Here is a 22,716-nt window from a genome sequence, read left to right as displayed (position 1 = left end):
CGTGCCGCTGCTCTGACCGTCAAGGTTCACCGGGTCGGCGGTACTGTCCGCGCATGAGGCAGTTCCCGTGCACTTTGGAAGCCCTCGTCGTGCGCACCGACTTCTCGGCAGACGGTGCTTGGGACGCTCTGCGTACGGCGCTGTTCTCGCCTGGCAAGGACGGCTTCTTGGCCAACGTCGCCCTTGTCGACGATCGGCAGTACGAGAGTTTGACGCCCGACCAGGCTCTCGACCTGGCACCCGCGGAGTACCAGCATCCACTTCTTGTCCTGGCGGACTTCATAGCTGTCACCTCCGCTGAGCTGCCGCTCCTCGTGGTGGACAGGCGGGGCGAGCGTGGGCGTTGCGTCCGCGTTGCGGCAGCCGAGTTGTGGGGCATCGAGAACAACGTCTCGGGCGCGAACATGGACTTCGAGGAGTTCGTCGGCGCCGTCGATGGCGACGGCGTGTTCCGAGGTTTTTGATTCACTGGCCGTCAGACAGGCTAAGGCTGCTCGTGCTTGGGGGCGCCCGCCTCAGCGCATGCCTTTCTCGCTGCGGATGCGGGCGCGTTCTCGGCGCTGGGCAGCGAGCGCCCACGTCCAGGATCACGTAGATGGGTGCGCCGTCCAGGCGGGCGGCGGGGATCGACTTCAGCGCGGCCGGCGTGCTTCCGGCACCCTTCCTGCGACGGTTGACGCCCCACAGCTGATGAAGGCTGGGCTCAGGCTCCCTGGTCCGGGGCGACGGCGCGGCTTACGCAGTCTCGGAGCAGGGTGCGCCGCTGGTCGTGCAGGCTCTCGGGCTCCTGGGTGGAGGCGGCGTAGACGTTGCTCACCGGAGACCAGGCCATGGACATGGCGATGACCATGGCCATCACGTCGAAGGGATCTCCCTGCCTGATGCGCCCGGCGGCCTGGGCCTCTGCGATGGCACGGAGTTTGTGGTCGTCGTAGCGGTCGTGGTCCGCCACGAGATACCCGGTCGGGCGCCGCTCCAGGCGCGCCCAGGTCGCGAGCCGGATCAGGTCGGGGCGGCTGAGGTACTCGTCGTAGAGGCGCACCGCCCAGTCGGCGAGGTCCGTGGCGTCGATGGGGACGACATTGGTGATCCGCTCCAGTGAGGCGAAGAAGATCGCATCGAAGAGCTGTTCCTTGTTGCCGAAGTAGCCATAGAGCTGCGCCTTGTTGGTGCGTGCGGCGGCGATGATCCGCTCGATGCGTGCACCGGCGATGCCGTGCTGGGCGAATTCCTGGGTGGCGGCGTCGACGATGCGCTGGTAGGTCGCGGCACCGCGGCTGCTGGCCGGCTGGTCGGGCATATCCGGGACCTTAACAGACAGACTCGTCTGTTTGCTTCTTGCCTCGCATGCGCTACGGTCAAACAGACCGAACAGTCTGTCTAAGGAGTCAGAGATGCGTTCCACGACGGGATGGCAGGCGGACAGCGCGACGCGGACTCTGCGCCGCGCTGCGCTGGAGCGCCGGGACCTGCGCGAGGACGACATCGCGGTGCGTGTCGACTACTGCGGTGTCTGCCACACAGACCTCCACGCGCTGCAGGCGCACGGGAACGACGCGAACGGCGTGCTCGTACCCGGGCATGAGTTCACGGGCGTGGTGACCGAGGTCGGCAGCGCGGTTTCCGACTTCTCCCCGGGCGACCCCGTGGCCGTCGGCAACATCGTCGACTCGTGCGGCATGTGCCGCATGTGCCAGGCCGGCCAAGAGAACTTCTGTCGTGAGTTCCCGACACTGACCTACGGCGGAGCCGACCGGCAGGACGGGTCGACCACGCTGGGCGGGTACTCCCGCGAGTACGTCGTGAGCAATCAGTTTGCCTACCACCTCCCTGCGGGCCTCGACGCAGCCGGCGCAGCCCCCCTGCTCTGCGCCGGCGTCACCGTCTGGGAACCGCTGCAGGCGCTCGGAGTGGGCCCGGGCAGTACCGTGGCCGTGGCCGGGCTGGGCGGCCTGGGGCACCTCGCGGTCAAGATGGCGACCGCACTCGGCGCCACGACGTCTGTCATCAGCCGGACCCCGGACAAGGCTGACGAAGCGCGCGGCCTGGGGGCGCAGGGATTCGTCGTGTCCACCGATCCGAAGCAGATGGAAGCGGTCCGCGACCGGTTCGATGTGGTCATCGACACCATCTCCGCCCCCCACGACCTGGCTCCGTATCTGCGTGTGGTCGCCATGGACGGCACGCTCAGCCACCTCGGCCACCTCGGACCGGTCACCGTGGACACCATGGACCTGCTCATCGGCCGCAAGAAGCTCAGCTCCGCCGGCAGCGGCGGCCGCCCGTCCACCGCCGCCATGCTGCACTTCTGCGCTGAGCACGGCATCACCGCCGACATCGAGCTGCTGCCGTCGTCCCAGGTGAACACGGCTCTCGAACGCTTGGAGCGCAACGACGTCCGCTACCGCTTCGTGCTCGACATGTCCGACCTGGACTGACCGACGGCGCGGCGTGTCCAACAAGAGCGCGGTCCCCAGCGGCGCTCTAAGCCTGGTCTCAGGTTGATCGGGGACAATGAGCGGCAAAAACATCGACTGGAAGGGGGCGGGCCGGCGTGCGGATCATGATCGCGGATGATGAAGCGGCCATCCGTGACTCGCTGGAGCGGGTGCTCCAGGTCGAGGGTTACGACACCAGCACCGTCGCCAACGGTCTCGCCGTACTCGACGGGGTCGTTGGGGCCGAAGGCGACACGCTGGATCTGCTGATCCTCGACGTGATGATGCCCCGCCTCGGCGGGTTGGAGACCTGCCGGCGGTTGCGGGCCGCGGGTCGGGATCTGCCGGTGCTGATGCTGACCGCCCGTGACCAGGTCTCCGACCGGGTCACGGGGCTGGACGCGGGCGCCGACGACTACCTGCCCAAGCCGTTCGCCACCGAGGAGTTACTGGCCCGGGTGCGGGCCCTGCTGCGCCGGCGCACGCCGACCGACGGGGAGTCGCAGATCCTGTCGTTCGCCGACGTCCGGCTCGATCCCGACAGGTTCGAGGCGTGGCGTGGCGGGCGGCCGCTGCGCCTGACCCGGACCGAGTTCTCCCTCCTGCAGGTCCTTATGAGCAACGCGACCCGGGTCGTGACCCGCGATGCGCTGTTCGAGGCGATCTGGGGCTTCGACATGAGCGCCACAGCCAACAACCTCCAGGTATACGTGAGTTACCTGCGCCGCAAGATGGAGGCCGAGGGTGAGCCGCGATTGATCTACACGCTGCGCGGCCTGGGATACACGTTGCAGGAGACTCCTCCGTGAGCAGGCCCGCCGGCCGGGAACCGCGCCGGCTGACCCGATGGTGGCGCCGGAGGTCCCTGCGGACCAGGCTGACGGTGATCGCGGCGACGGCCATCGCGGTCAGCGTGTTCGTGGCCTTCCAGGTGGCCAGCGAGCTACTGGGCTGGGAGCTGCAGGACGCCGCCGAGAATCAGCTGCGCGCCGACTCCCGCGTCCTGGCGACAGACGCGGAGCGCGCCGGTCTGGCGCAGGTCCAGCTACCGCCGTATCCCGGATCCGGTCGGCTGGTGCGGGTCATCCTGCCCGACGGCTCGATCCGGACGCCGGCCGGCCAACCCGCGCTGCCCCCGGTCAGCGAGCACGCCGGGCGCGTGGCGCAGGGCGCGTCGGCCGACCTGATGGAGTCGAACGACAGCGACGACGACGGCTACCTCATCTACACGCTGCGGGCGGGCGACGGCGCGGTCCAGGTGGCCCGCGTCGTCGACGACAGTCCGATCAACCGGTTCGGGTTGGGCATGCTGCTGATCGGGCTGCTCTGCGCGGTCGGCGGCGCCCTCGTCGGGCGGACCGTGGCGCGGACCGGGCTGGCACCGATCGACCGGCTGACCGCCGCCGCGGTACGTGTCGCGCACACCCGGGATCTCGACGCCGACATCCCGGACGAGGGCGGTGGGGAGATCCGGCGGCTGATCCAGTCGATCAACGACATGCTCGCCGCGCTCCGGGACTCCCGGCGGGCCCAGCGGCTGCTCGCCGAGGACGCCGCCCACGAGCTCAAGACCCCGCTCACCAGCCTGCGCCTCAACGTCGAGCTGCTGATCCGGCTCGATCAGCGCGGCACCCTGGACAGCGCACTGCCGGCGGAGAGCCGGACCCGGCTGCTCAACGATCTCGGCGCCCAGGTGGCCGAGTTGAGCACCCTTGCCGCCGAGCTGACCGACCTGGCGCGCGGTGACGTCAGCGACGAGAGCACCGAGGTGCTCGATCTCGCCGACGTGGTGGTGGCCGCCGCGACTCGGGCGCGTTCCCGCATGCCCGACATCGAGGTCGCGCTCGACGTGACCTCTGTGTGGGTGAGCGGGCGTCCCGCTGCGCTCGAGCGGGCGGTGCTCAACCTCATCGACAACGCCGGCAAGTGGTCCCCCGCGGACCAGCCGGTCCAGGTCCGGCTCCGGGCCGAGGGCGCGTCGGCGGTGCTCGAGGTCGACGACGCCGGGCCGGGCATCGACGCCGCCGACGTACCGCGGGTGTTCGACCGGTTCTACCGTGCCGACAGCGCCCGGGCGTTGCCGGGATCCGGTCTGGGGCTGTCGATAGTGCAGCGGGTCGTCGACGCCCACGGCGGCCGGGCCGCCGTCGCCCGCTCCGCACGCGGTGGCGCGCTGCTCCGGGTCGACGTTCCGGCCGCGGCCCCGCCCGCCCCGATCCCGCGGCTCACCGCCGGGGATGACACCTCGGTGCGCTGACCCGCCTGGCGGGGCTGCGCAGGACAAGGGACGGCGGTCCTCGGGCAGGCCCGGCGCGGCTCACCGCCGGGGATGACACCGCGGTGCGCTGACCCGCCTCGGCGGCGCTGCGCAGGACAAGGGACGGCGGGCCCTCGGGCATGGCCCCGCGCGGCTCACCGCCGGGGATGACACCGCGATGCGCCGACCCCAGTCCCGGCCGCACGACGCAGGACCAAAGGGCGCCGGCCGTCGGACCCATGAAAGAGATCCGGGACGGGCCTGGGGCCCGTCCCGGATCTCGTCCGTGCCGCCGCGCTCACCGTTGCAGCGCGGGCACCTCGTCGTCGGCGAGCGGCTGTCGACCGTCCGGCAGCTCCGCCGCTGGGCGGGACAGCCGGCTCGGCCACCAGATCCGGCGGCCGATCAGCAGGGTGAGGGCGGGCACCAGGACCGACCGCACCAGCAGCGCGTCGAGCAGCACGCCGAAGGCGACCAGGAACCCGACCTCGATCAGCATCACCAGCGGAAGCGTGGCGAGAACCGCGAACGTGGCCGCCAGCACCAGGCCTGCCGAGGTGATGACGCCGCCGGTGGCGGAGAGGGCTTTGAGCATGCCCTCTCGGGTGCCGAGACGCACGGTCTCCTCCCGGGCCCGGCTGGCCAGGAAGATGTTGTAGTCGACGCCGAGCGCCACCAGGAACAGGAATGCCAGCAGCGGCACCGAATAGTCGATCCCCTTGAACCCGAGGATCGTGTCGAAGACGAACACGCTGCCGCCGAAGGCTGCGGCGAATGAGACGATCACGGTGGCCATCAGGGCCAGCGGGGCCAGGATCGCGCGCAGCAGCAGTCCGAGGATGATCAGGACGACGGCGAGCACCAGCGGGATCACCAGTTTCTCGTCGCGCTTGGTGGTCACCTCGGTGTCGAGGTTCTCCGCACTCGGCCCGCCGACGATCGCCTCCGCCCCGCTCACGGCGTGCACGGCGGTGCGCACCCGCTTGATCGTGTCGTACTCCGCGGCGGTGTCCGGCGCGTCCTTCGGGAACACCGAGATGTTGGCCCAGCCGCCGCTGGTCTGCTCCGGGATGGCCAGGGCCACACCGCGAGTGTCCTTGACGACGTCGAGCACCCGCTCCTGCTGCGCCGGCCGCGTGAAGATCGTCATGGGCTGGCCGCCGAGCTCCGGGAAGTGCTGGCGGAGGACGGTGAAGCCGGTGACCGACTCCGGCGCGGACAGGAACTGGTCCTGCTCCCGCAGGGCGCCGGTGTTGCCCGCCAGCCCGAGGGCGAGCACGCCGAGGACTCCGAGCGAGCCGAGCGTCGCCACCCACCGGCGGCGGCTGATGGCGGTGCCGAGCCGTCCCCACAGCCCCGGCTTCTCCTCCACGGCCGTGCTGAACCGCGGGATGGCCGGCCAGAAGATCCGCCTGCCGAGCACGACGAGCACCGCCGGGAACAGCGTCAGCATGGCCACCAGCGCGCACAGGATGCCTGCCGCGCCGATCGGGCCCAACCCGCTGGTGCTGTTCAGGTCCGCGACGAGCAGGCAGAGCAGGCCGGCGACCACGGTGGCCGCGGACGCGACGATGGCCGGCGCCGCGCCGCGCAGCGCGTGGACCATCGCGACCCGGGCGTTCTCGTGGTGGTGCAGTGCTTCCCGATATCGAGCGATGAGCAACAGCGCGTAGTCCGTGCCGACGCCGAACACCAGGATCGTCAGCAGCGCCGAGTTCTGGTCGTTGACCACGATGCCGAAGCCCTTGACGAGCAGGTAGACGGTCGCCATCGCGGTCAGGGCGGCCGCGCCCACGGCCATGAGCGGGATGAGCCACAACACCGGGCTGCGGTAGGTGAGGATGAGCAGGAGCGTGACGACGACGATGGTGGTGAGGAGGACCTGCACGTCGATGCCGTCGAAGACGGCCTCCATGTCGCCGTCGATCGCGCCCGGGCCGGTCACGTCGAGTTCCAGGCCGGAGGGGCGGTCCTTCGCGGCGTCACGCAACGGGCCGACGATGGCCTCCGGTGCGCCGTAGGTCGTGCTCACATCGAGGGTGAACATCATCGCCTTGCCGTCGGTGGAGGGTCTCATCGGTGAGCCCTCGTCGTCCTCGCCGGCCGCCGCCGTCGCCTTCGGCGGGTACCGCTTGGCAAGGGTGTCGTATTGGCGCTCGACCGTCGCGCGGTCGGCGTCGGTCATGCCGCCGGCGCGGTGGTACACGAAGACGAACGTGTTGTCGTCACCGCCGGGGAGACTGTCGTCCAGCACCGCCACCTTGGTGGACTCGGCACTGGCCGGCAGGGTGTCCACGGCGCTGTCGGTGGTGACCGAGCTCAACTTTCCGCTCAGCGGCACCATTCCCGCCGCCAGCACCAGCCACAAGCCGATCACCAACCACGGCACCCACCGGCCTGCCAACCGACCGGCCCGCGCTTCCCCGGACGGTGCTGCGTCGACTGCCATCACTAGCCTCCTGCATACGGGTCACATCGCTTGTCTGGACGCCTACTTGGTACCGAGCGAACCTTGGAGGACTGTTAAAGCGGTGCTCAGGCCGGTTGGCCGAATCGTGTGCCCGGCGCACACACCAGCGCGGTGGCGTCGAGGTCCTGCCCGGTGGGCAAGGCCCGGGCGACACAGCCGTCGGGCCGGATGAGCAACGCGTCGACGTCCACCCGGTCCGTGCGGGAGATGACGGTGTCGACCGTCCGGTCCACGCGGCCGCGGCGTCGCGGACCTCCGCGCGGTCGACGAGGTCGAGCAGGAGCCCACGCCCCTCACGCAGCAGGTCCGCCGACCGGGTCACCGCGGTGACGACGTCCGGGTCGGAGCCGCTCCAGCGTCAACTTCACGTCCGGGCACAGGGTGCCGACGAGCCGGTGGACGTCGCCCAGTTCGTACCGGACGTCCGTGCGGTCGAGCATGTCGGCAATGTCCCGGTGGGCGTAGTCGAGGTCCATCAGGTCGGAGAGCAGCTCCCACAGCGCCCTCGTCTGCGGGTCGGGTCGCATCAGGGCGACCTGAGCCCGGGTGTTACGACCGCACAGTCGACGAACTCGGCCGCGCCGCCGAAGAAGTCCGGATCACCCGCAAGACACTGCTGGGGCCGCCCGACCCCGGGACGCCCGCGCCGCCGGCACCGAAGCTGCCGGATCATCCGGCCCACCAGCAGATCATGGCGGTGTGCACCGCGGCCGACCATTGACCAGACTCAGGAGCAGTCGGTGGACGTCAGCCACTTCAGTGCCCGCGGGCACGTTCCGCTGCGCGTGGCCCTGCTGCTGGTCGCGGTGGCGGACATCCTGCTCACCGCGCTGGCGGGCAGCGCGCAGATCATGCAGGCGCGCGCGACCGCCCGCAAGCATCGCCGGGCCCACCACAGGGCTGTGAAGGTCGGGGCCAAGGACTCGTCGACGGCGGGAGGCCGCTGTGTGCGCGGCCTGCTGCGCCAAGGATCAGGTGTGTGAGCTGGTCAGCGCGCAGCGCCCGCCAGAGGAGTCTGTGCCCGAGGGCAGGGCCCCATGGGTGTCAGGCCTGCGGCGGGGAGAAGGGGGCATGTACCGCCGTCAGGATTCGGTGGCGGACACGTGGCGAGCCAACTCGGTGGCAAGGCGTCGCATGACCGTGCGGTTGGCGTGCCGCATCGTGGTCCGCACGACTGGGGCCAGCAGCCGGTCGGCGAGAGGGGCGTGCACCCACGTGTACGTGAACGAGATGCGGGTCCCACCGGTTCGCAGCGGTTCGATGGCGTAGGTGCCGTGAGCCAGTCGCCGACCGGCCGCGCTGACGTTGTGTTCGACGATGCGCCGCGGCGCCTCGGCCTCGATGACCTTGATGGTGACATCGGTCTTCGTGCCGCTCAGGGCGGCGGTGACGGTGGCGGACGATCCGATGCCCTGGGCAGGGCCGCTGTAGCGCCAGTTGGTCAGGTAGTGGTCGGTGAACCGCTCGTGGTGGGCCATGACGTCGAGGAAGCCGTAGACCTGCTCGGGAGTCTGAGGTACGTCGATCGACACGGTGACAGGCTTCATGTACCACACGGTACATGTGGCATGTACCGATTGGTACAGTCGTGACGTGATGGCCATGGATGACTCGCTTCCCGAGCGCGAGTCCGAGCAAGACGCGCATGGGGATCGGCGCGCACAACTGGTGGACGCGGCTGTCGACCACGTCGCGGCACACGGCATCGCGGACCTGAGCCTGCGCGGGCTGGGCGCCGCGATCGGTGTCAGTCACCGCATGCTGATCCACTACTTCGGCTCCAAGGAACAGTTGCTCGTCGAGATCGTCCGGACGTCGGAGCGGCGCCAGCGTGATGTGCTGTCCCGGCTCCGCCTGGAGACCGGTCTCTCGCCCGCCGATGTCGCGCGGCTGTTGTGGCGGGATCTGACGGACCCTCGGCTGGCCGGTCAGGAGCGGCTCTTCTTCGAAATCTGCGGGCATGCGCTGCGTGGCCGCCCCGAGGCCGCCCCGGTTCTCGAAGGGCTTGTGACGGACTGGCTGGAGCCGCTCGCAGCCGCCGAGGTCGGTGCGGGGGCGGAGCCTGACGCGGCCCGGAACCGGGCCAGGCTGGGACTCGCCACCGTCCGCGGTCTGCTGCTCGACCTGCTTGCTACCGGTGACCGCGCCGGCGTCGACGCGGCGATGGAGGAGTTCCTCCGGCTGTACTACGGCTCGGAGTGACGAGTTCCGATCAGGCGAAGCGGCTGGGCCAGACGTCGTAGCACCGTTCGAAAGCGGGCGACTGGTGGCGGCCCCATGTGTTTGCGCGCGACGCGATCGGCCGATGGCACCGCCGGGTGCGATGGGTTCCCCCGGCCGGGGTGGGGCCCGCCGGTGGACGATGAAGGGGGCTGCTCAGGCGGCCGGGGTGTTCAGCACGTACTCGCGCGAGGCGTTGACCTCGGCGCGCAGGGCGGTCAGGTCGATGTCGAGGACGTGGCCGTTCCACTTGCGGGGCTCGCCGTTGATGAGGACGGCGCTGATGTTGCGGGTGTCGGAGCCCAGCACGACGGTGCCGATCGGGTCGTTGAGCGGCATGTTGTTGAGGTCCTCGGCCTGGATGACAAGGAGGTCGGCCTTCTTGCCCGGGGTGAGTGAGCCGGTGACGGCGGCCAGGCCGTTGGTGTGGGCGCCCTGGAGGGTGGCGAAGTCCAGGACGTCGTGGGTGGTGATGCGCTGGGGCTGCTCGTCGGTGCCGTAGGCGGCGTTGACGGCGCGCATCCGCTGGATGGCGTGCAGGGCCCGCATCTGCGTGAACATGTCGCTGGCCAGGGCGACTTCGACGTCGATGCTCAGTCCGGGGCGGATGCCGACGGACAGGGCCTCGTCGATGGCGGGGATCGCGGTCTCCAGGCCGATCTGGGCGTCGGAGGTGGGGGCGAGCGCCACGGTGGTCCCGGTCTCTCCCATCGCCTTCCATGCCTCGGGGGTCAGCCCGGTGGAGTGGATGAGGGTGACGTCGGGGCTGAGGATGCCGTCCTTGGCCCAGCGCACAATTGCCTCGGAGGAGGGGGTGCCGAAGACGGCGTCCACGCTCACTCCGATGCCCAGGTCCTTGGCGACACGGGCGAGTTCGGGACCATAGGCGAGCGCCGGTCCGGCGATCTCGTCGGTGGCCAGCGTCGCCAGGCGCAGGGTCAGCAGCTGGTCGTCGCTGCTGAAGTACTGGTCCTTGACGCGGGTCAGGTCGCCGGGCCACTGGCGGTCCCAGTCGCCGAAGTGCGGGCCCATGGAGGCGTGCACGCCGCGGACGCCGGTGTCGAGGAGGGCCTCGATGGCGGCGTCGGAGTGCTCGCGGGTGCGGGAGTTGTGGGAGAAGTCGAGCATGGTCGTGATGCCGCTGTCGATCGCGGTGAGGGCGGCCAGCTTGGTGCCGATGTACATGTCCTCGGGCCGGTAGACCGTGGCGTAGCCGGCGAGGGTGGACATGACGTAGCCGCCGAGGTCGTCGACGTCCGGCATGATCCGGCGCAACTGGGCCTCCCAGGCGTGCCGGTGGGTGTCGACGAAGCCGGGGCTGAGGATGGTGCCGGTGGCGTCGACGACCACGGCGTCGCCCGCGGCGAGGTCACGGCCGACGGCGGTGATGGTGTCGCCCTCGACGAGGAGGTCGCCGCCCTCGACGACGCCGAGGTCGGGGTCCATGGTGACGATGGTCGCGCCGGTGAAAAGGATGCGCCGCTGATCGGCGGGGCGGCGCCGGAGCTCATCGAGCACGGCTGCGCTGGTGGTGTCGTTGACGTTCATGAGAGGTCTGCTTCCGTACGGCGGACAGGGCTGGAAACAGGGCCCGTCCGCGGGAGAGAGCTGGGAGGGGTGGGTCGCCGGGGGCGGCCGAGGCCGCTCGAACACCAGCCTCGGTCCCGCCCACTACGGCAACCAGGCCGTGGTTTCCCCAGGTGTGGCGCACCCAGGATCGGGACTGTGGGGGCGCCGAGTTCCAGCTCACGGTGTCGGTGATGGTCATGGTGCTCCCCAGGGAGTTCGGCTCATCGGTCTGCCCGATGTGCGAAGCGAGCGCGGGTGCAGGTGGGCGGCAGCCGCTCGGCCGCTACAGCAGCTGCGTGACCGTCACGTTCGTCGCCCTGCGGAATCGGAACCAGGCCGCCGTATCCCCGGGTGCGCGGCACCCATGGTCGGCCCGCTGCTCGTGACAGGGGCCCGGGAGACTCGCCTGTGCCGGCACCCTGATGTCGCCGCGCCGTTCCCCTCGCGATCGTGGGTGCGCCGCCCCCATGAAGCCCGCGCCTGAGCGGACGGCGACCTGGTTGCCATCGAGGAACTGCTGCCGAACGGCCGCTATGACGAGGCCCGCGGAAACCGTCAGAGCGCCTGTACCGGCCGCTACACCGTCACCGGCAACCACATCGACTACGTCGACCTCGGCTTCACCGCCACCGGCGACATCCGCGACGGTATTCCCTTTCACGAGCATCTGGTGCACTACCGCGAGGGAGACGAGCGCGCCAGGCAGTGAGGCCAGAGGGGCGTGCCATCCCGGCCACGTCCGGCGCGGTGGCGATCGCCTTCGCTGTCGACGATCACCCCTGACGTGGATGTCGGCGAGATCGTCGTCCGTCCCACCGTCGGCCAGGCCCGAGCCATTCGCTGTCCCCACGACTTCGAGCGATGGGCGGTGTGGTCAGCTCGCGCAGGTGGCGCAGCCGATTCTCCGTGGTGGCCGTGGGCACATGTCGCATGCACGTCACCTAGGAAGTCAGGTGGCGCTGAGAGCCCCGCCGGATTCGCCCTGCACCATCTGTGCGGATTGCCCTCGGTCGGCGCGGGACCGGAGTTCGGCGAAGGCGGCCGCGGTGGCACTGGCCGGCTCGGCCTGGTAGACGACCAGCTGCTGGTGCGGCGCACCGCTGACGGTGAAGGCCGAGAACTGGATCTCCAGAGCGCCGACCCCGGGGTGTGCGAGGTTCTTCGCCTGCTGGGTCTTGCGCTTCACCTCGTGCCGTGCCCATAGTTCGGCGAATTCGGGGCTCTTCGCGCAGAGTGTGTCGACGACTTCGGTGATCCGCGAGGAGTCGGGTTCGTGTCCGTAGGCCGCGCGCAGCTCGGCCACGCAGGAGTTCGCGGCCTTGTCCCAGTCCTGGTAGAACGTGGGCCCGGCCGGGTCCAGGAAGATCATGTGGGCCAGGTTGTCGAACCGCTGGAATCCGCTGTGCAGGGCCGCGGCGAGCGCGTTGTGCGCCAGGATGCCCAGGGCCGGTCCCAGGACGAAGGCGGGGGTGTCGGGCCAGTTGTCGATCAGCTGCAGAAGCTGGGGGCTGATCCTGTTGTGACCGGCGGAAATGCCGCGGCGCCCCCGGGGCGCCCGGGTGAGTCTGCGCAGGTGGTCGTGTGCCTCGTCGTCGAGGTGGAGGGCGGCGGCGATCGCGTCGATCACCTGGGGCGACGGACTGGTCTCCCGGCCCTGTTCCAGGCGCATGTAGTAGTCGGAGCTCATGCCCGCGAGCATGGCGACCTCCTCGCGGCGCAGCCCCGGCACCCGCCTGCGCCCGTGCTCCGGAAGGCCCACGTCTTGCGGCTTGAGGGCTTCGCGCCGTGCTCTGAGGAAGTCTCCCAGAGGAGTGCTGTCGCTCATGACCCCAACCTAGTGGAGGGAAATGCCGGCCGTCGGTGGACGGGACGTCCACCCTCCCCGACCCGTTCTGTCCACCGCAGGAAGGGCCCAGCACGTCATGAACACGGAACGGCCCCGAGTCGTCGTGGAGATCGGTTGACCGTGCCGCAGCGAAGGCACTCGGCTGGACGGCGCCTTCCGGCCGACGCCGACGGAGCGCGGCAGCCCGGGTGTCGTCGGGTGCCGCGCTCGTCGGACCCAGGGTCACGATCAGCACCCGGTTTTCGATGCGCATGCCGTCAGGGCACGAAAGACCGAGACCCCCCGCTCCCGCCGTAACTCACCCCCCACCCCGCATCCCACCCGGCTGTTCGTGTGGGAGGTGGCTTCCGCTCGGTGAATGTGGGAACCCGGTGATCCAGAACACCGCCCGATCACAAGGGAGGCCTACGTGGGCGACGAGCAGCACGCTCAGCAGGATCCGAGGACGCAGCACCCCAGGCCCGGCTTCCCCTCGCAGGACCAGCCGCATCCGGGGTGGACCGGCCCGATGGACCCGCCGCCGGACCATGGCGAGGACTCCTACCGGGGCTCCGGTCGGCTGGATGGCCGTAAGACGGTCATCACAGGCGGCGACTCCGGCATCGGCCGGGCCGTGGCCCTGGCGTTCGCCCGCGAGGGCGCCGACGTGCTGTTCACCCACCTGGAGCAGGAGGCGGACGACGCGGCGGAGACGACCCGGCTGGTGAACGACGCAGGACGCAAGGCGATCGCCGTCCCCTGCGACATCCGCGAGGAGGACGAGTGCCGGGCGCTCGTCGACAGGGCGGTCGAGGAGTTCGGCCGCATCGACGTCCTGGTGAACAATGCGGCGTACCAGATGTCTCAGCCGGACGGAATCGAGGCGATCTCAACCGAGCAGTTCGACCGGGTGATGCGAACGAACCTCTACGGCATGTTCTGGCTGACCAAGTACGCCCTGCCGCACATCCCGGAGGGCGGCAGTGTCATCAACTCCACCTCGGTGCAGGCGTACAAGCCGAGCCCGCACCTGCTGGACTACGCGATGACCAAGGGCGCGATCGTCACCTTCACGCAGGGACTGGCGCAGATGCTGGCGGAGCGCGGCATCCGCGTCAACGCTGTGGCACCCGGCCCGGTGTGGACGCCGTTGATCCCGGCGACAATGCCCGACACGGCGGAGTTCGGGAAGCAGAGCCCGCTGGGCCGACCGGCGCAGCCGGCCGAACTGGCTCCCGCGTACGTCTACCTCGCCTCACAGGAAGCGAGCTTCATCACCGCCGAAATCCTCAACGCGACCGGCGGCACCCCCCTGCCGTGACCCCACCGCGAGGCCGCGCCCCAGGCCTCCGCCGCGGGTGGTTCCCCTTGGCGGCGCGGGGTCGCCATGCGTTCCGGGTGTCGAGTCGCTGCCGGTGGGCGGCTTCGACGACGGGATAGTGGTAGACGCTGAGTTGAACCCCTCGCCGATGGTGAGGACCCGCCCGACTTCGTGACGGGTGGCCGGTGGCCGGTGGCTGGTTCCTCGAGCCTGGCGGCCGGCCTAGGGCCGGCGGGTGCACCAGCCGGTGAGCCGGTCTCGCGTGCAGCGCCCATCGCCGCTGACACTCGCCACCCTGCGGGCGAAAGATCCCGCATCTGCACGGCATCGACACGGCGCGCCGGCCCCGCCAGGGCCAGGCGAGGCAGGAGGCGCGTGTGGATCGCCGGCGAAGGCCCGGACTACCGCCACTCCGGGCCCCAACGCGGTTCAGATGGGGGTAGCTCCAGCGCATGCCGATCGCGGACACCTGTTCCACCCGTTCCGGCGCCAGCGTCGCGACCCTACTCCGCTGATTCCCGACCCATTCCACGAGCCGAAGCTCCCGCTCCTTCTGCTCCTCGCCGTCCCCGTCGCCGCCGATTGCGATCCGCTCGACATGCTGCCTCGGGACTCGAAGGTGCCCTCGCGCTCGTAGAACTGCTTGGCGGCCGCGGAGTTCATCGCCCACTTGTCGGCCTGCGTACGGCGCGGCTGCGGCTTCTCCTCCTCGGTCGCGGGCGACGTCGACGCGAACTTCCACCAAGACATCCGGTTGGACCAGCACGGCAGCCGTCCGACGGGTCAGGACGCCCTCGCAGCCGCCGACGCCCTCATAGCCGGCCAGGAGCCCGGCCGGTTTCACCTGGGCGGTGGGGGTGAGGGGCCGTTCAGCGACCTGGACGGCTCTGGCTCGCCTCGTACAGCGTGCGCAGGCTCCGCAGGAATGTCTCCCTGTCAGCGGCCGGAAGCTGACCGAGCAGGCGTTCCTCGCGGTCTTGGACGGCGGCTCGGACGACGTCCCGGAGCCGGCGGCCCTCGGACGTGAGGGAGAGCAGGCGCACCCGGCGATCCTTGGGATCAGGCCGACGGGTCAGCAGCCCGCGGGACTCCAGGTCGTCGAGTACGGCGATGATCCGGGTCTTGTCAGCATGGATGGCCTCGGCCAGTGCGGCCTGGGTGCGCAGCGGCGTCTCATCGAGGTGGGAAAGCACCGCGTACGCCCACATGGTCAGACCGTGGGCGTCGAGGACCGGCTGTTCAGCGGCCATCAGAGCACGGCCCAGGGGGACGACCATCGCGGCTAGGTCAAGGCGGGACCCGTTCCCGGGAGCTGCGTTCATGTGGATGAAAGTAGCCCGTTGACAAATCGTATGCTCAGGTAGATCGTAAGCACATGCTTACGAACATGGTGAGATCGTCATGGATACCCGGGCCGGACCACGACCGCGAGGGCCCCGTCCTGGTCAGCGTCACCGACTTCAGGCTCGACAGGGTCACGGACCTGCCCGGGATCCACCGCGCGGCTCGCAGGCTCGCGACGGGCTGGCCAGAGTTGGAAGGGGCGTACGGGATGTGGCTCTGGGCGCGCCCCACCGCCGGTCGCTGCGGTGCCGTGGCTGTCTGGCGCGACGAGACTGCCTTGCAACGGTTCGTCGCCTGGCCGCCACACGTCGAGATCATGCGCGCGTACCGGGGGCGAGGTGCCCTGACCTCCACCACCTGGCGCTCGGAGGCGTTCGATCCGACGGAGACCTGGGCCCGCGCCCGGACTGGCCTGCAGTCCTAGGGCGTGTTTCGAAAGTCCCGCCTGCCCGGCGGGCGGACGACGCTACTTTCGCAACACGCCCTAGGTCCGCCGTCGCTGATCGGGCGTAAATCCGCCGCCGGCAGACCTCGCGGCCTGCTGCGCGGGCATCGGCCTTCTTGCCGAAAGCGAGTGCGGCCACAGGACCACACCCGCGTCGGGCGGTTGCTTCTCGGGACCGACGACGTGGCCACCGTGTGAAGCCGAGGATCAATGCGAGCGGGGGAGACCTCCCCTGCAAAGACACGAATATTGGAGGCTCCATGAAACCCGTGCGGTCACTTTTCCCGACACGCAAGGCCGCATCCATAGCGGCTGCGGCCGCCTTGGCGGTCTGCGCCACCGGCGTCACCGGCGCGACGGCGGCCGGGAAGTCGGCACAACGGCCGCTGCACGCGAGCGTGACCGGGACCGCCGAGTTCCGGCTGCCGTATCTGAACGATGACGACATCCGTTCGATCACGGTGGAGGCACATGCCGCTCCCTACAGCAGACCGATCCCCGGATCGGCCAGTGGGTTACCGACCGACGCCTACGGGACGGTAAGGATCTCCCACTACGAACCTGGGCAGGACAGGACAGTCACGGCCACCGGCACGGTCGACTGCCTGGTGACCGCACCCGGCACCGCAACCCTGACCGCCGTCATCACCGAGGTGAGCGCCAACGGCCCGGACTGGGTGGGCGTCCGGCTGGGAGTCAGTGTCCAAGACGGTGGCGAGGACAAGCCCGGAAAGGTGTCACGCGACCGGGTGGGCTTCTCCTGGGACGGCGGGGTGAATTGGACTCCCGGCTTCGAGGCGAAAAGGGACGAGGTGAACTCCTGCCTGGCACCGGCCCCGTTCGCCCCGGTCACGAAGGGCGGATACCAGGTCCGGCACGCTGATCTCCCGCTCTGGCCGACAGGCTGAATCCCGGCGGAACGATTGCGGCCGGCTTGCCGCTGAAGAAGTCGTTGATCATGGGACTTCTACGTGCCCCAGGAACTGGGCTTCGGCTCGGGCATGACCTGCTGGCGCCGTCTGGCCGCCTGGCGCCGTCTGGTCGCGTGGAACGAGGCCGGAGTGTGGGACGAACTGCACCTGGTGCTGCTGAAGAAGCTGGACTGGTCGCGGGCGGTGATCGGCTCCTCCCACGTGCGGGCCGCTCGGCGGGGCCCACACCAGGGTCCACACGCTCCCGGCCCGGTGAGCCCCTTGGGTCATCGGGCCCCGCCGGCCGCCGCTTGACCTTGCCACTGGCGGCAGGGTTGAACGATCACGCCATGGACACCAGCACCGCACCGCAGAGCACCAGGACCGTCGCCGTCACCGGAGCCGGCACCGGGATCGGTCGGGCCACCGCCCGGGCTTTCGCCGCCGAGGGCGCCCACGTGCTCGCCGTAGGCCGGCGAGCCGAACCGCTCCACGAGACCGCCGCCGGCCACGAGCGGATCACCCCGCTGGCCGCGGACATCACCGCCGCGGGAGAACCCGAACGAATCATCCACACCGCGCGGGAGCTCCACGGCCGCCTGGACGTGCTGGTCAACAACGCCGGCGTCGTGCGCAGCGGCGCCCTCGGCTCCCTCACCCCCGAGACGATCACCCCGCAGATCGCCACCAACCTGATCGCACCCATCCTGCTGACCCAGGCCGCACTGCCCCTCCTGGAGACGGCCGGCGGGGTGATCGTCAATGTGAGCACATCGGTGGGGCAGCGGGCCTGGCCCGGCAGCTCGGTCTACGCGGCGACCAAGACCGCGCTGGAACTGCTGACCCGCAGCTGGGCGGTCGAACTGGCATCCCGCGGCATCCGCGTGGTCGCGGTCGCCCCCGGCGCGATCGACACCCCGATCGGCGAACACCAGGGCCTGACGCCGCAGCGGAGGGCCGCAGTGCGGGAATGGCAGCTGGCCCACACCCCGCTGGGGCGTATCGGTCGGCCCGAGGAGGTGGCCTGGGCCATCACCCAACTCGCCTCACCAGCTGCGTCGTTCGTCACCGGAATCGTCCTCCCGGTCGACGGCGGGGCGGTCGTGGCGTGATAGGAGTGGCCCCGGAGGTGACACGGGTGAGGATCGGCGAGCTGGCCAAGGGAACCGGGACGACCTCCCGTGCGCTGCGGCACTACGAACAGGCCGGGTTGATCTCCTCCGAGCGGGCCGCCAACGGTTACCGCATCTACGACGAACGGGCAGTGGTGCGGGTCCGCAACATCCGCTACCTGCTGGCCGCCGGACTCACCCTCGACGACGTGCAGGTGTTCCTGCCCTGCCTGGACGGCGATGTGGCTGCCGCACCGCCGTCGGACAACGGTCTGCGGGTCGCACTGGAACGGCTGGCGGTCCTCAACGAACGGATCGCTGCCCAGACCGAGGCCCGCGACCGGCTGGAATCCGCACTTCGACGCAAGACGGGTGGCCGGATCCGCCCGGTGGCCTGACTCAGACGTCTCACGGCGGAAACCGAAGAACTGACCGAGCACGATGAGACAGTCCCGCCTGGGCATGTCCCGTGCCCGGACGTGCCATCCGGTGAGGGGCGAGGTGGTGTCTGCCTGCTGGAGGCGGGTGTGGGCGGTGAGGGCGTCGCCCGCGGTGGGGAGGGCGGGCAGCGGAGCGTCCGGGCCGGTCAGGCGGGACAGGTGCCCGATCCAGTGCGTGCCGGGGATCTCCGCGTATTGGCTCTGTTCATGAGAACGGGCTCTGGTCCACTTTCCGTGGAGGCTCACGGAAGGTGATGTGGGTGGTGTGTGGTGGGGTGGCCGGACTCTGCTGTTGATCTGCTGGGAGCCGTCGTGACGTCTTCGTGCCCGTCCCTGACTCGTGCTTTGGCCGAGGCTTTTGTCGATGTCTTGTGGTTCATCGACGGCAGCGAAGATGAGCAGATGGATCAGGACGAGGCGGTCAAGTGGCACGGTACGGTCACCAGACCGCTACGAGCGGTGAGGGCCGCTCCAGCATGCGCCCGGCAGCCTCGGGCCGCACCCTGGTGGCATGGCCTCGGCACATCCCGTCGTCGTCTACCCGCCCGCCGCGGACGGCGGCCGCCGGGTCCGCGTCGCCGACCAGTTTCTGGGCATGGCGTACGGGCTGCTCGACGTCGCCGAGTTCCTGCGCCGAGCGGGAATCGAGGACGCCGACGAGACGTACGTCGAAACGTCCGGGCTGATCGAGTGGCGCGGCGGCGGAGCCGACATGTGGCCTCGATAGTCCCCGGGAATTCAAGCAGGCGGTGTCGTGTATTCGCGAGCCGCTCGACCCGCCGGACACGGTGAGTGATCGCCTGGGGATCGTGGCGGCCGCGGGTGACTACCAGAGCCAGCGCTCGAGGAACTCGGCCCAGAGGAAACCGTTGTAGCCGTCGAAGGCAGGTGGATCGATCTTCTTGAGTTCGTCAGCGAGCATGCTGAGCTCTGCCAGGGCTTCGTCCTCGAGGTCATCCGGGTCGCTGAGGATCTCGGACTCGCTGACGTGCCGGCCGTAGTGGTGAAGGGTCCGCAGCCAGAGGTCGATGGAGGAGTTGGCGAACCATGCCTTGCCTTGCGGAAGGACGTAGTGGACCGTGCCTGTCCCGGGTTCGACGCCGAACGACCATTCCAGGCCGGGCATCAGGTTGCCATGGTGATCCCGGGTGAGGCGGTAGAGCGACCTGCCATCTGCCGTCTGGAGTGCTGGAGCCGCCTCCACCTGGAACGATGCGTACTCGATCAACCGATCGACGATGGGGATCCCGACATCAACCAGTAGCGCCCTCTGATCCTCGGGGATCCGCCAGCCCGACACGACTGCCGAGTCTGCCCTTGTGACGTTCCCTGTGCCGGCCCAGGCAGTGAGCTCGTCAAACGTTGTCATGTGAGAGTCCTTCCGCGGCTGGCTGCGACGCGGACCCTATCGAGCGGGACTGACAGGCACGTGGCCCCCATCGGGGACGCACTCCTCGGTGGTCGCCGGGGGCGTATCGGCTCCAGGTTCCCCTTCCAGACCCGGCCGCCGTCGACGACGACGTAGGTTGACGGCTGACGCCCACCCCTTCCGGGCACGAACCCAAGCGGGCGCCGTGACAGGGGGCCCATCCTCGTACCCGACAAACGCGGTGCGGAGAATGTCGGGTGAGCGGGGCCGGTGGCGCCGCACGATGGCGGCATGGATGACACGACCTTGGTATCCCTTTTCCTCCGCGACGGCTTCGTCAAGTTGGAGGGCGCCGTCGCGCCGCGTGTGGCCGCGGACTGCGCGCGGCTGCTGTGGCGGGAGACGGGCTGCGACCCGGACGACCCGTCGACGTGGACGCAGCCCGTGCACTGGGTGGGCGGCATGGCGCAGGGACCGTTCGCCGCCGCGCCCAACTCACCGTCTCTGCAGCACGCGTACGACCTGCTCGTCGGCGCGGGACGCTGGGAGCCGCGCTACTCGCTGGGCACGTTCCCGCTGCGCTTCCCGCACGAGGAGGAGCCCGACGACGCGGGCTGGCACATCGAGGGGAGCTATCTGCCGGAGGGCGAGAGCTGGTACTTCACGAATCTGCGCTCCCGGGGCCGGGCGCTGCTGATGCTGTTTCTGTTCAGCGAGGTCGGTGAGGAGGACGCCCCGACCCGGATCCGGGTCGGCTCACACCTCGACGTGCCGAAGGTGCTGGAGGAGTACGGGGAGGACGGGGCGAGCGGGCTGACCCTCGCCCCTGATCTGGTGTCTGCGTCCGACCACCGGCCACTCGCCCTCGCCACCGGGTCCCCGGGCGATGTCTTCCTGTGCCATCCCTTCCTGGTGCACGCAGCTCAACCGCACCATGGGGTCCGGCCGCGCTTCATGGCCCAGCCGCCGCTGATGCCGGCCGCGCCGTACGAACTGGAGCGGGCCGACGGCGCGTACTCGCCCGTGGAGGTCGCGATACGCCGGGGCCTGGGACTGGAGACCCCCGGCCCGGACGGGTACGGCACCGGCCACAGCGCTGGGTAGACGTGCTTCACGACTATCGTCGGCAAGGTGTTCGTGAAGAGGGACGGGAAGGAGGCAAGGCATGCTGGAGCGGCTGAACCAGGCCATGGGGCACATCGAGTGCCATCTCGACCAGGCCGTCGACGTAGCGGAGTTGGCACGTATCGCGGCCACATCGGAGCACCACCTGCGCCGGATGTTCTCCGCGCTCGCGGGCATGCCGCTGTCGGAGTACGTCCGGCGCCGTCGGCTCACTCTCGCGGGCGCCGAAGTACTCGCGGGGCGTGAAACGCTGCTGGAGATCGCGGTGCGCTACGGCTACAGCTCCGGCGAGGCGTTCGCGCGCGCGTTCCGTGCCATGCACGGCATCGGACCAGGCGAGGCCCGGCGCACCGGCGCCGCGCTCAATTCCCAGCCTCGGATGGCTTTCCGCCTCACCGTCGAAGGCCGCAGCAGTATGCGCTACCGCGTCGTGGACAAGGCGGACTTCACCGTCGTCGGGTTCAAGACCCGGGTACCGCTGGTGCACGCGGGCCCGAACCAGGCGATCATCGACTTCGTCCGCGGGATCGACCCGCGGGCGCTGGAGCGCCTGGAGAAGCTGTCGGACCAGGAACCGCACGGCATCGTCGCAGTGTGCGACGATCTGGATCCCAGCCGCGCCGAGGGCACAGAACTCGACTACCACCAAGGCGTTGTCACCTCCGCGGCCACGCCGGAGGGCACGATCGCCTTGGCCGTCCCGGCCGGCACCTGGGCGGTCTTCACCACCTCCGGGCCGGTGCCGCAGGCCATCCAGGAGCTATGGCGGGACGTGTTCACCGAGTGGTTCCCGTCGAACCCGTACCGCACTCGCACCGGCCCCGAGATCCTGCGCACCCACCTGTCACAGAACAAGGCCGAGGCCGACGCCGAACTGTGGCTCCCGGTGGAGCCCGAGCACGGCTGAACACAACGGCACACCCCGGGCAGGGCGTGTGCGAGTCCAAGAGCTCGCCGGCGAGGTGGCGTGATGACCGAGAACCAGACCTGGTCGAAGAGCGGCAACAGCCGAGCGCCCGCAGGCTGAGCGGAGCGGAAAGGTGACGGTCAGCCGACCTTGAGAAGGCCGGCTTCGACGACGGCGCGGCCGAAGGGGCTCGCGAGATCGGCGAGCCGCTCACAGTCGGCTTCACCCAGTGCGGCGTAGGCGGGAAGGGCCAGGTGGTCGGTGCGGTCCTCGATGTGTCGGCGCAGGGTCGCGCCTTCCGGGCTGAGGGAGTCGCCGTCCAGGAGACCTCGCTCGCGCAGGCGCTCCTCGGCGGCGGTCCACTCCTCCTCGGGCCATGCTCGGCTGGCTTTGAGGAAGTCGACGGGTACGTCACCGGTGGCGGCGTGCAGGATCAGGGCTTCCAAGCCGCCGACGCCCTCGCTCAGCAGGCAGGCCACGTGGCCGTCTCCGCGGAACTCCCGAAGCAGTGTCTGGGCGTGCCACAGCTGCAGCACCGGCTCCTGCGGCCAAGGCAGTGCGGCATGCGCGGCGAACAGCGGGCGGCCCTGCGCGTGTTCGCGGGCCGCCTCGGCCGCCCGGCGGGTCAGCGCCAGGACCTCGCTCAGGTACGGCAGTTCGTGGACTTTGGCCCGCCGCAGAGCCTCGCCCGCCGCGGCGTACCGCGCGTCCAGCACCTGCTGCGGCGTCGCCGTCTCCCAGACCCCGTCGACCGCCTGCCGTACGACATCGGGGTTGAAGTTGTAGAAGGTGGAGATGACCAGCTCGGCGGAGGCTCGGCCGAAGGCGGCGCTGCGGAAGGCGAAGTAGCCGGCGCGTCCGCTCAGGCCGAGTTCCGCGTACCGTCGCCTTGCCTCAGGGGCGAAGTAGATCATGGCGTGTACGGGCTCGAGGCGGCGCCAGGCCGCACGCGCAGCATCCATG

General features: G+C 70.0%; 25 protein-coding genes and 2 pseudogenes. 16 read left to right on the top strand and 11 right to left on the bottom strand.

The genetic code is table 11. From position 1 onward, the window contains the following. Positions 1-53 precede the first annotated feature (53 nt). Positions 54-464, top strand: a complete 411-nt coding sequence (locus ACFYXA_RS10100; RefSeq protein WP_389030436.1) for a DUF6924 domain-containing protein — start codon at positions 54-56, stop codon at positions 462-464. 115 nt (positions 465-579) lie between these two features. On the opposite strand, the pseudogene ACFYXA_RS10095 reads toward ACFYXA_RS10100, so the two are convergent. Together ACFYXA_RS10095 and ACFYXA_RS10090 are read right to left on the bottom strand one after the other, a co-directional pair. Beyond that, positions 580-687 (bottom strand): annotated as a pseudogene (locus ACFYXA_RS10095) (IS630 family transposase); the annotation flags it as partial. 16 nt (positions 688-703) lie between these two features. Then, a complete protein-coding gene (locus tag ACFYXA_RS10090; RefSeq protein ID WP_352247351.1) occupies positions 704-1,300 on the bottom strand; it encodes a TetR family transcriptional regulator in 597 nt (198 codons plus the stop codon). 94 nt (positions 1,301-1,394) lie between these two features. Here ACFYXA_RS10090 and ACFYXA_RS10085 point away from each other — a divergent pair, with 94 nt between their 5' ends. The 3 genes from ACFYXA_RS10085 (at position 1,395) to ACFYXA_RS10075 (ending at position 4,695) form a co-directional block, all read left to right on the top strand. Beyond that, complete coding sequence (locus ACFYXA_RS10085) at positions 1,395-2,438, top strand: NAD(P)-dependent alcohol dehydrogenase (RefSeq protein WP_389030432.1); 1,044 nt, start codon at positions 1,395-1,397, stop codon at positions 2,436-2,438. A gap of 116 nt (positions 2,439-2,554) precedes the next feature. Continuing rightward, positions 2,555-3,247 (top strand): response regulator transcription factor, encoded by a 693-nt coding sequence (locus tag ACFYXA_RS10080; RefSeq protein WP_389030429.1) that lies wholly within the window; start codon positions 2,555-2,557, stop codon positions 3,245-3,247. Beyond that, on the top strand, positions 3,244-4,695 hold the full coding sequence (locus ACFYXA_RS10075) for an ATP-binding protein (protein ID WP_389030427.1): 1,452 nt from the start codon (positions 3,244-3,246) through the stop codon (positions 4,693-4,695). Before ACFYXA_RS10080 ends, ACFYXA_RS10075 begins: the two co-directional genes overlap by 4 nt. A gap of 298 nt (positions 4,696-4,993) precedes the next feature. On the opposite strand, the gene ACFYXA_RS10070 is transcribed toward ACFYXA_RS10075, so the two are convergent. From ACFYXA_RS10070 to ACFYXA_RS10060, 3 genes are all read right to left on the bottom strand, one after another. Beyond that, positions 4,994-7,144: an MMPL family transporter gene (locus ACFYXA_RS10070; protein ID WP_352247355.1), complete on the bottom strand. Its 2,151-nt coding sequence runs from the start codon at positions 7,142-7,144 to the stop codon at positions 4,994-4,996. 86 nt (positions 7,145-7,230) lie between these two features. After that, complete coding sequence (locus ACFYXA_RS10065; RefSeq protein WP_352247356.1) at positions 7,231-7,398, bottom strand: hypothetical protein; 168 nt, start codon at positions 7,396-7,398, stop codon at positions 7,231-7,233. Between the two features lie 60 nt (positions 7,399-7,458). Then, positions 7,459-7,692: a hypothetical protein gene (locus ACFYXA_RS10060; protein WP_389030423.1), complete on the bottom strand. Its 234-nt coding sequence runs from the start codon at positions 7,690-7,692 to the stop codon at positions 7,459-7,461. Between the two features lie 213 nt (positions 7,693-7,905). Here ACFYXA_RS10060 and ACFYXA_RS10055 point away from each other — a divergent pair, with 213 nt between their 5' ends. Next, positions 7,906-8,148 (top strand): hypothetical protein, encoded by a 243-nt coding sequence (locus ACFYXA_RS10055; protein WP_389030420.1) that lies wholly within the window; start codon positions 7,906-7,908, stop codon positions 8,146-8,148. Positions 8,149-8,247: 99 nt separating this feature from the next. Here ACFYXA_RS10055 and ACFYXA_RS10050 read toward each other — a convergent pair whose 3' ends face one another. Continuing rightward, the gene (locus ACFYXA_RS10050; protein ID WP_352247358.1) at positions 8,248-8,712 is read right to left on the bottom strand and encodes an SRPBCC family protein; all 465 of its coding nucleotides are present in this window, start codon (positions 8,710-8,712) and stop codon (positions 8,248-8,250) included. Positions 8,713-8,761: 49 nt separating this feature from the next. Between ACFYXA_RS10050 and ACFYXA_RS10045 the strand changes: the two genes are divergently transcribed. After that, positions 8,762-9,367, top strand: a complete 606-nt coding sequence (locus ACFYXA_RS10045; RefSeq protein ID WP_352247437.1) for a TetR/AcrR family transcriptional regulator — start codon at positions 8,762-8,764, stop codon at positions 9,365-9,367. A 174-nt stretch (positions 9,368-9,541) separates the two neighbouring features. On the opposite strand, the gene ACFYXA_RS10040 is transcribed toward ACFYXA_RS10045, so the two are convergent. Further along, positions 9,542-10,933 carry an amidohydrolase family protein gene (locus ACFYXA_RS10040; protein WP_389030417.1) on the bottom strand — a complete coding sequence of 464 codons (1,392 nt, stop codon included), beginning with the start codon at positions 10,931-10,933 and terminating at the stop codon, positions 9,542-9,544. A 517-nt stretch (positions 10,934-11,450) separates the two neighbouring features. Between ACFYXA_RS10040 and ACFYXA_RS10035 the strand changes: the two genes are divergently transcribed. Further along, positions 11,451-11,663, top strand: coding sequence for an Atu4866 domain-containing protein (locus ACFYXA_RS10035; RefSeq protein WP_389031671.1), 213 nt, complete (start codon positions 11,451-11,453; stop codon positions 11,661-11,663). Positions 11,664-11,903: 240 nt separating this feature from the next. On the opposite strand, the gene ACFYXA_RS10030 is transcribed toward ACFYXA_RS10035, so the two are convergent. After that, positions 11,904-12,779 carry a helix-turn-helix transcriptional regulator gene (locus tag ACFYXA_RS10030; RefSeq protein WP_389030414.1) on the bottom strand — a complete coding sequence of 292 codons (876 nt, stop codon included), beginning with the start codon at positions 12,777-12,779 and terminating at the stop codon, positions 11,904-11,906. A 430-nt stretch (positions 12,780-13,209) separates the two neighbouring features. Between ACFYXA_RS10030 and ACFYXA_RS10025 the strand changes: the two genes are divergently transcribed. After that, positions 13,210-14,100 (top strand): SDR family oxidoreductase, encoded by an 891-nt coding sequence (locus tag ACFYXA_RS10025; protein WP_389030411.1) that lies wholly within the window; start codon positions 13,210-13,212, stop codon positions 14,098-14,100. A gap of 869 nt (positions 14,101-14,969) precedes the next feature. On the opposite strand, the gene ACFYXA_RS10020 is transcribed toward ACFYXA_RS10025, so the two are convergent. After that, a complete protein-coding gene (locus ACFYXA_RS10020) occupies positions 14,970-15,422 on the bottom strand; it encodes a MarR family winged helix-turn-helix transcriptional regulator (RefSeq protein WP_389030408.1) in 453 nt (150 codons plus the stop codon). A gap of 65 nt (positions 15,423-15,487) precedes the next feature. Between ACFYXA_RS10020 and ACFYXA_RS10015 the strand changes: the two genes are divergently transcribed. From ACFYXA_RS10015 to ACFYXA_RS09990, 6 genes and pseudogenes are all read left to right on the top strand, one after another. Continuing rightward, positions 15,488-15,868 (top strand): hypothetical protein, encoded by a 381-nt coding sequence (locus tag ACFYXA_RS10015; RefSeq protein ID WP_352247363.1) that lies wholly within the window; start codon positions 15,488-15,490, stop codon positions 15,866-15,868. Between the two features lie 215 nt (positions 15,869-16,083). Next, on the top strand, positions 16,084-16,797 hold the full coding sequence (locus ACFYXA_RS10010) for a hypothetical protein (protein WP_389030405.1): 714 nt from the start codon (positions 16,084-16,086) through the stop codon (positions 16,795-16,797). 51 nt (positions 16,798-16,848) lie between these two features. Then, a pseudogene (locus ACFYXA_RS10005) lies at positions 16,849-17,076 on the top strand (hypothetical protein); the annotation flags it as partial. A 74-nt stretch (positions 17,077-17,150) separates the two neighbouring features. Further along, entirely contained in the window at positions 17,151-17,912 is a 762-nt protein-coding gene (locus tag ACFYXA_RS10000) for an SDR family NAD(P)-dependent oxidoreductase (protein WP_389030402.1), read from the top strand. Positions 17,913-17,938: 26 nt separating this feature from the next. Continuing rightward, positions 17,939-18,310, top strand: coding sequence for a MerR family transcriptional regulator (locus ACFYXA_RS09995; RefSeq protein ID WP_389031668.1), 372 nt, complete (start codon positions 17,939-17,941; stop codon positions 18,308-18,310). A 553-nt stretch (positions 18,311-18,863) separates the two neighbouring features. Next, positions 18,864-19,079, top strand: a complete 216-nt coding sequence (locus tag ACFYXA_RS09990; protein ID WP_352247369.1) for a hypothetical protein — start codon at positions 18,864-18,866, stop codon at positions 19,077-19,079. Between the two features lie 99 nt (positions 19,080-19,178). On the opposite strand, the gene ACFYXA_RS09985 is transcribed toward ACFYXA_RS09990, so the two are convergent. After that, a complete protein-coding gene (locus tag ACFYXA_RS09985; RefSeq protein WP_389030398.1) occupies positions 19,179-19,721 on the bottom strand; it encodes an SUKH-4 family immunity protein in 543 nt (180 codons plus the stop codon). Positions 19,722-20,012: 291 nt separating this feature from the next. On the opposite strand from ACFYXA_RS09985, the gene ACFYXA_RS09980 reads away from it, so the two are divergent. After that, entirely contained in the window at positions 20,013-20,825 is an 813-nt protein-coding gene (locus ACFYXA_RS09980; RefSeq protein WP_389030395.1) for a phytanoyl-CoA dioxygenase family protein, read from the top strand. A gap of 61 nt (positions 20,826-20,886) precedes the next feature. After that, complete coding sequence (locus tag ACFYXA_RS09975) at positions 20,887-21,753, top strand: GyrI-like domain-containing protein (protein ID WP_389030391.1); 867 nt, start codon at positions 20,887-20,889, stop codon at positions 21,751-21,753. Between the two features lie 140 nt (positions 21,754-21,893). Here the strand turns inward: ACFYXA_RS09975 and ACFYXA_RS09970 are convergent, their stop codons facing one another. Beyond that, positions 21,894-22,715, bottom strand: coding sequence for a hypothetical protein (locus tag ACFYXA_RS09970; protein ID WP_389030388.1), 822 nt, complete (start codon positions 22,713-22,715; stop codon positions 21,894-21,896). Between the last annotated feature and the right edge of the window lies 1 nt (position 22,716).

It is taken from the genome of Streptomyces sp. NPDC002566 (assembly GCF_042889585.1).
Classification (GTDB): Bacteria; Actinomycetota; Actinomycetes; order Streptomycetales; family Streptomycetaceae; genus Streptomyces.
Note: the sequence above shows the minus strand (reverse complement) of the source record. Positions and strands in the feature narration are given on the sequence as shown.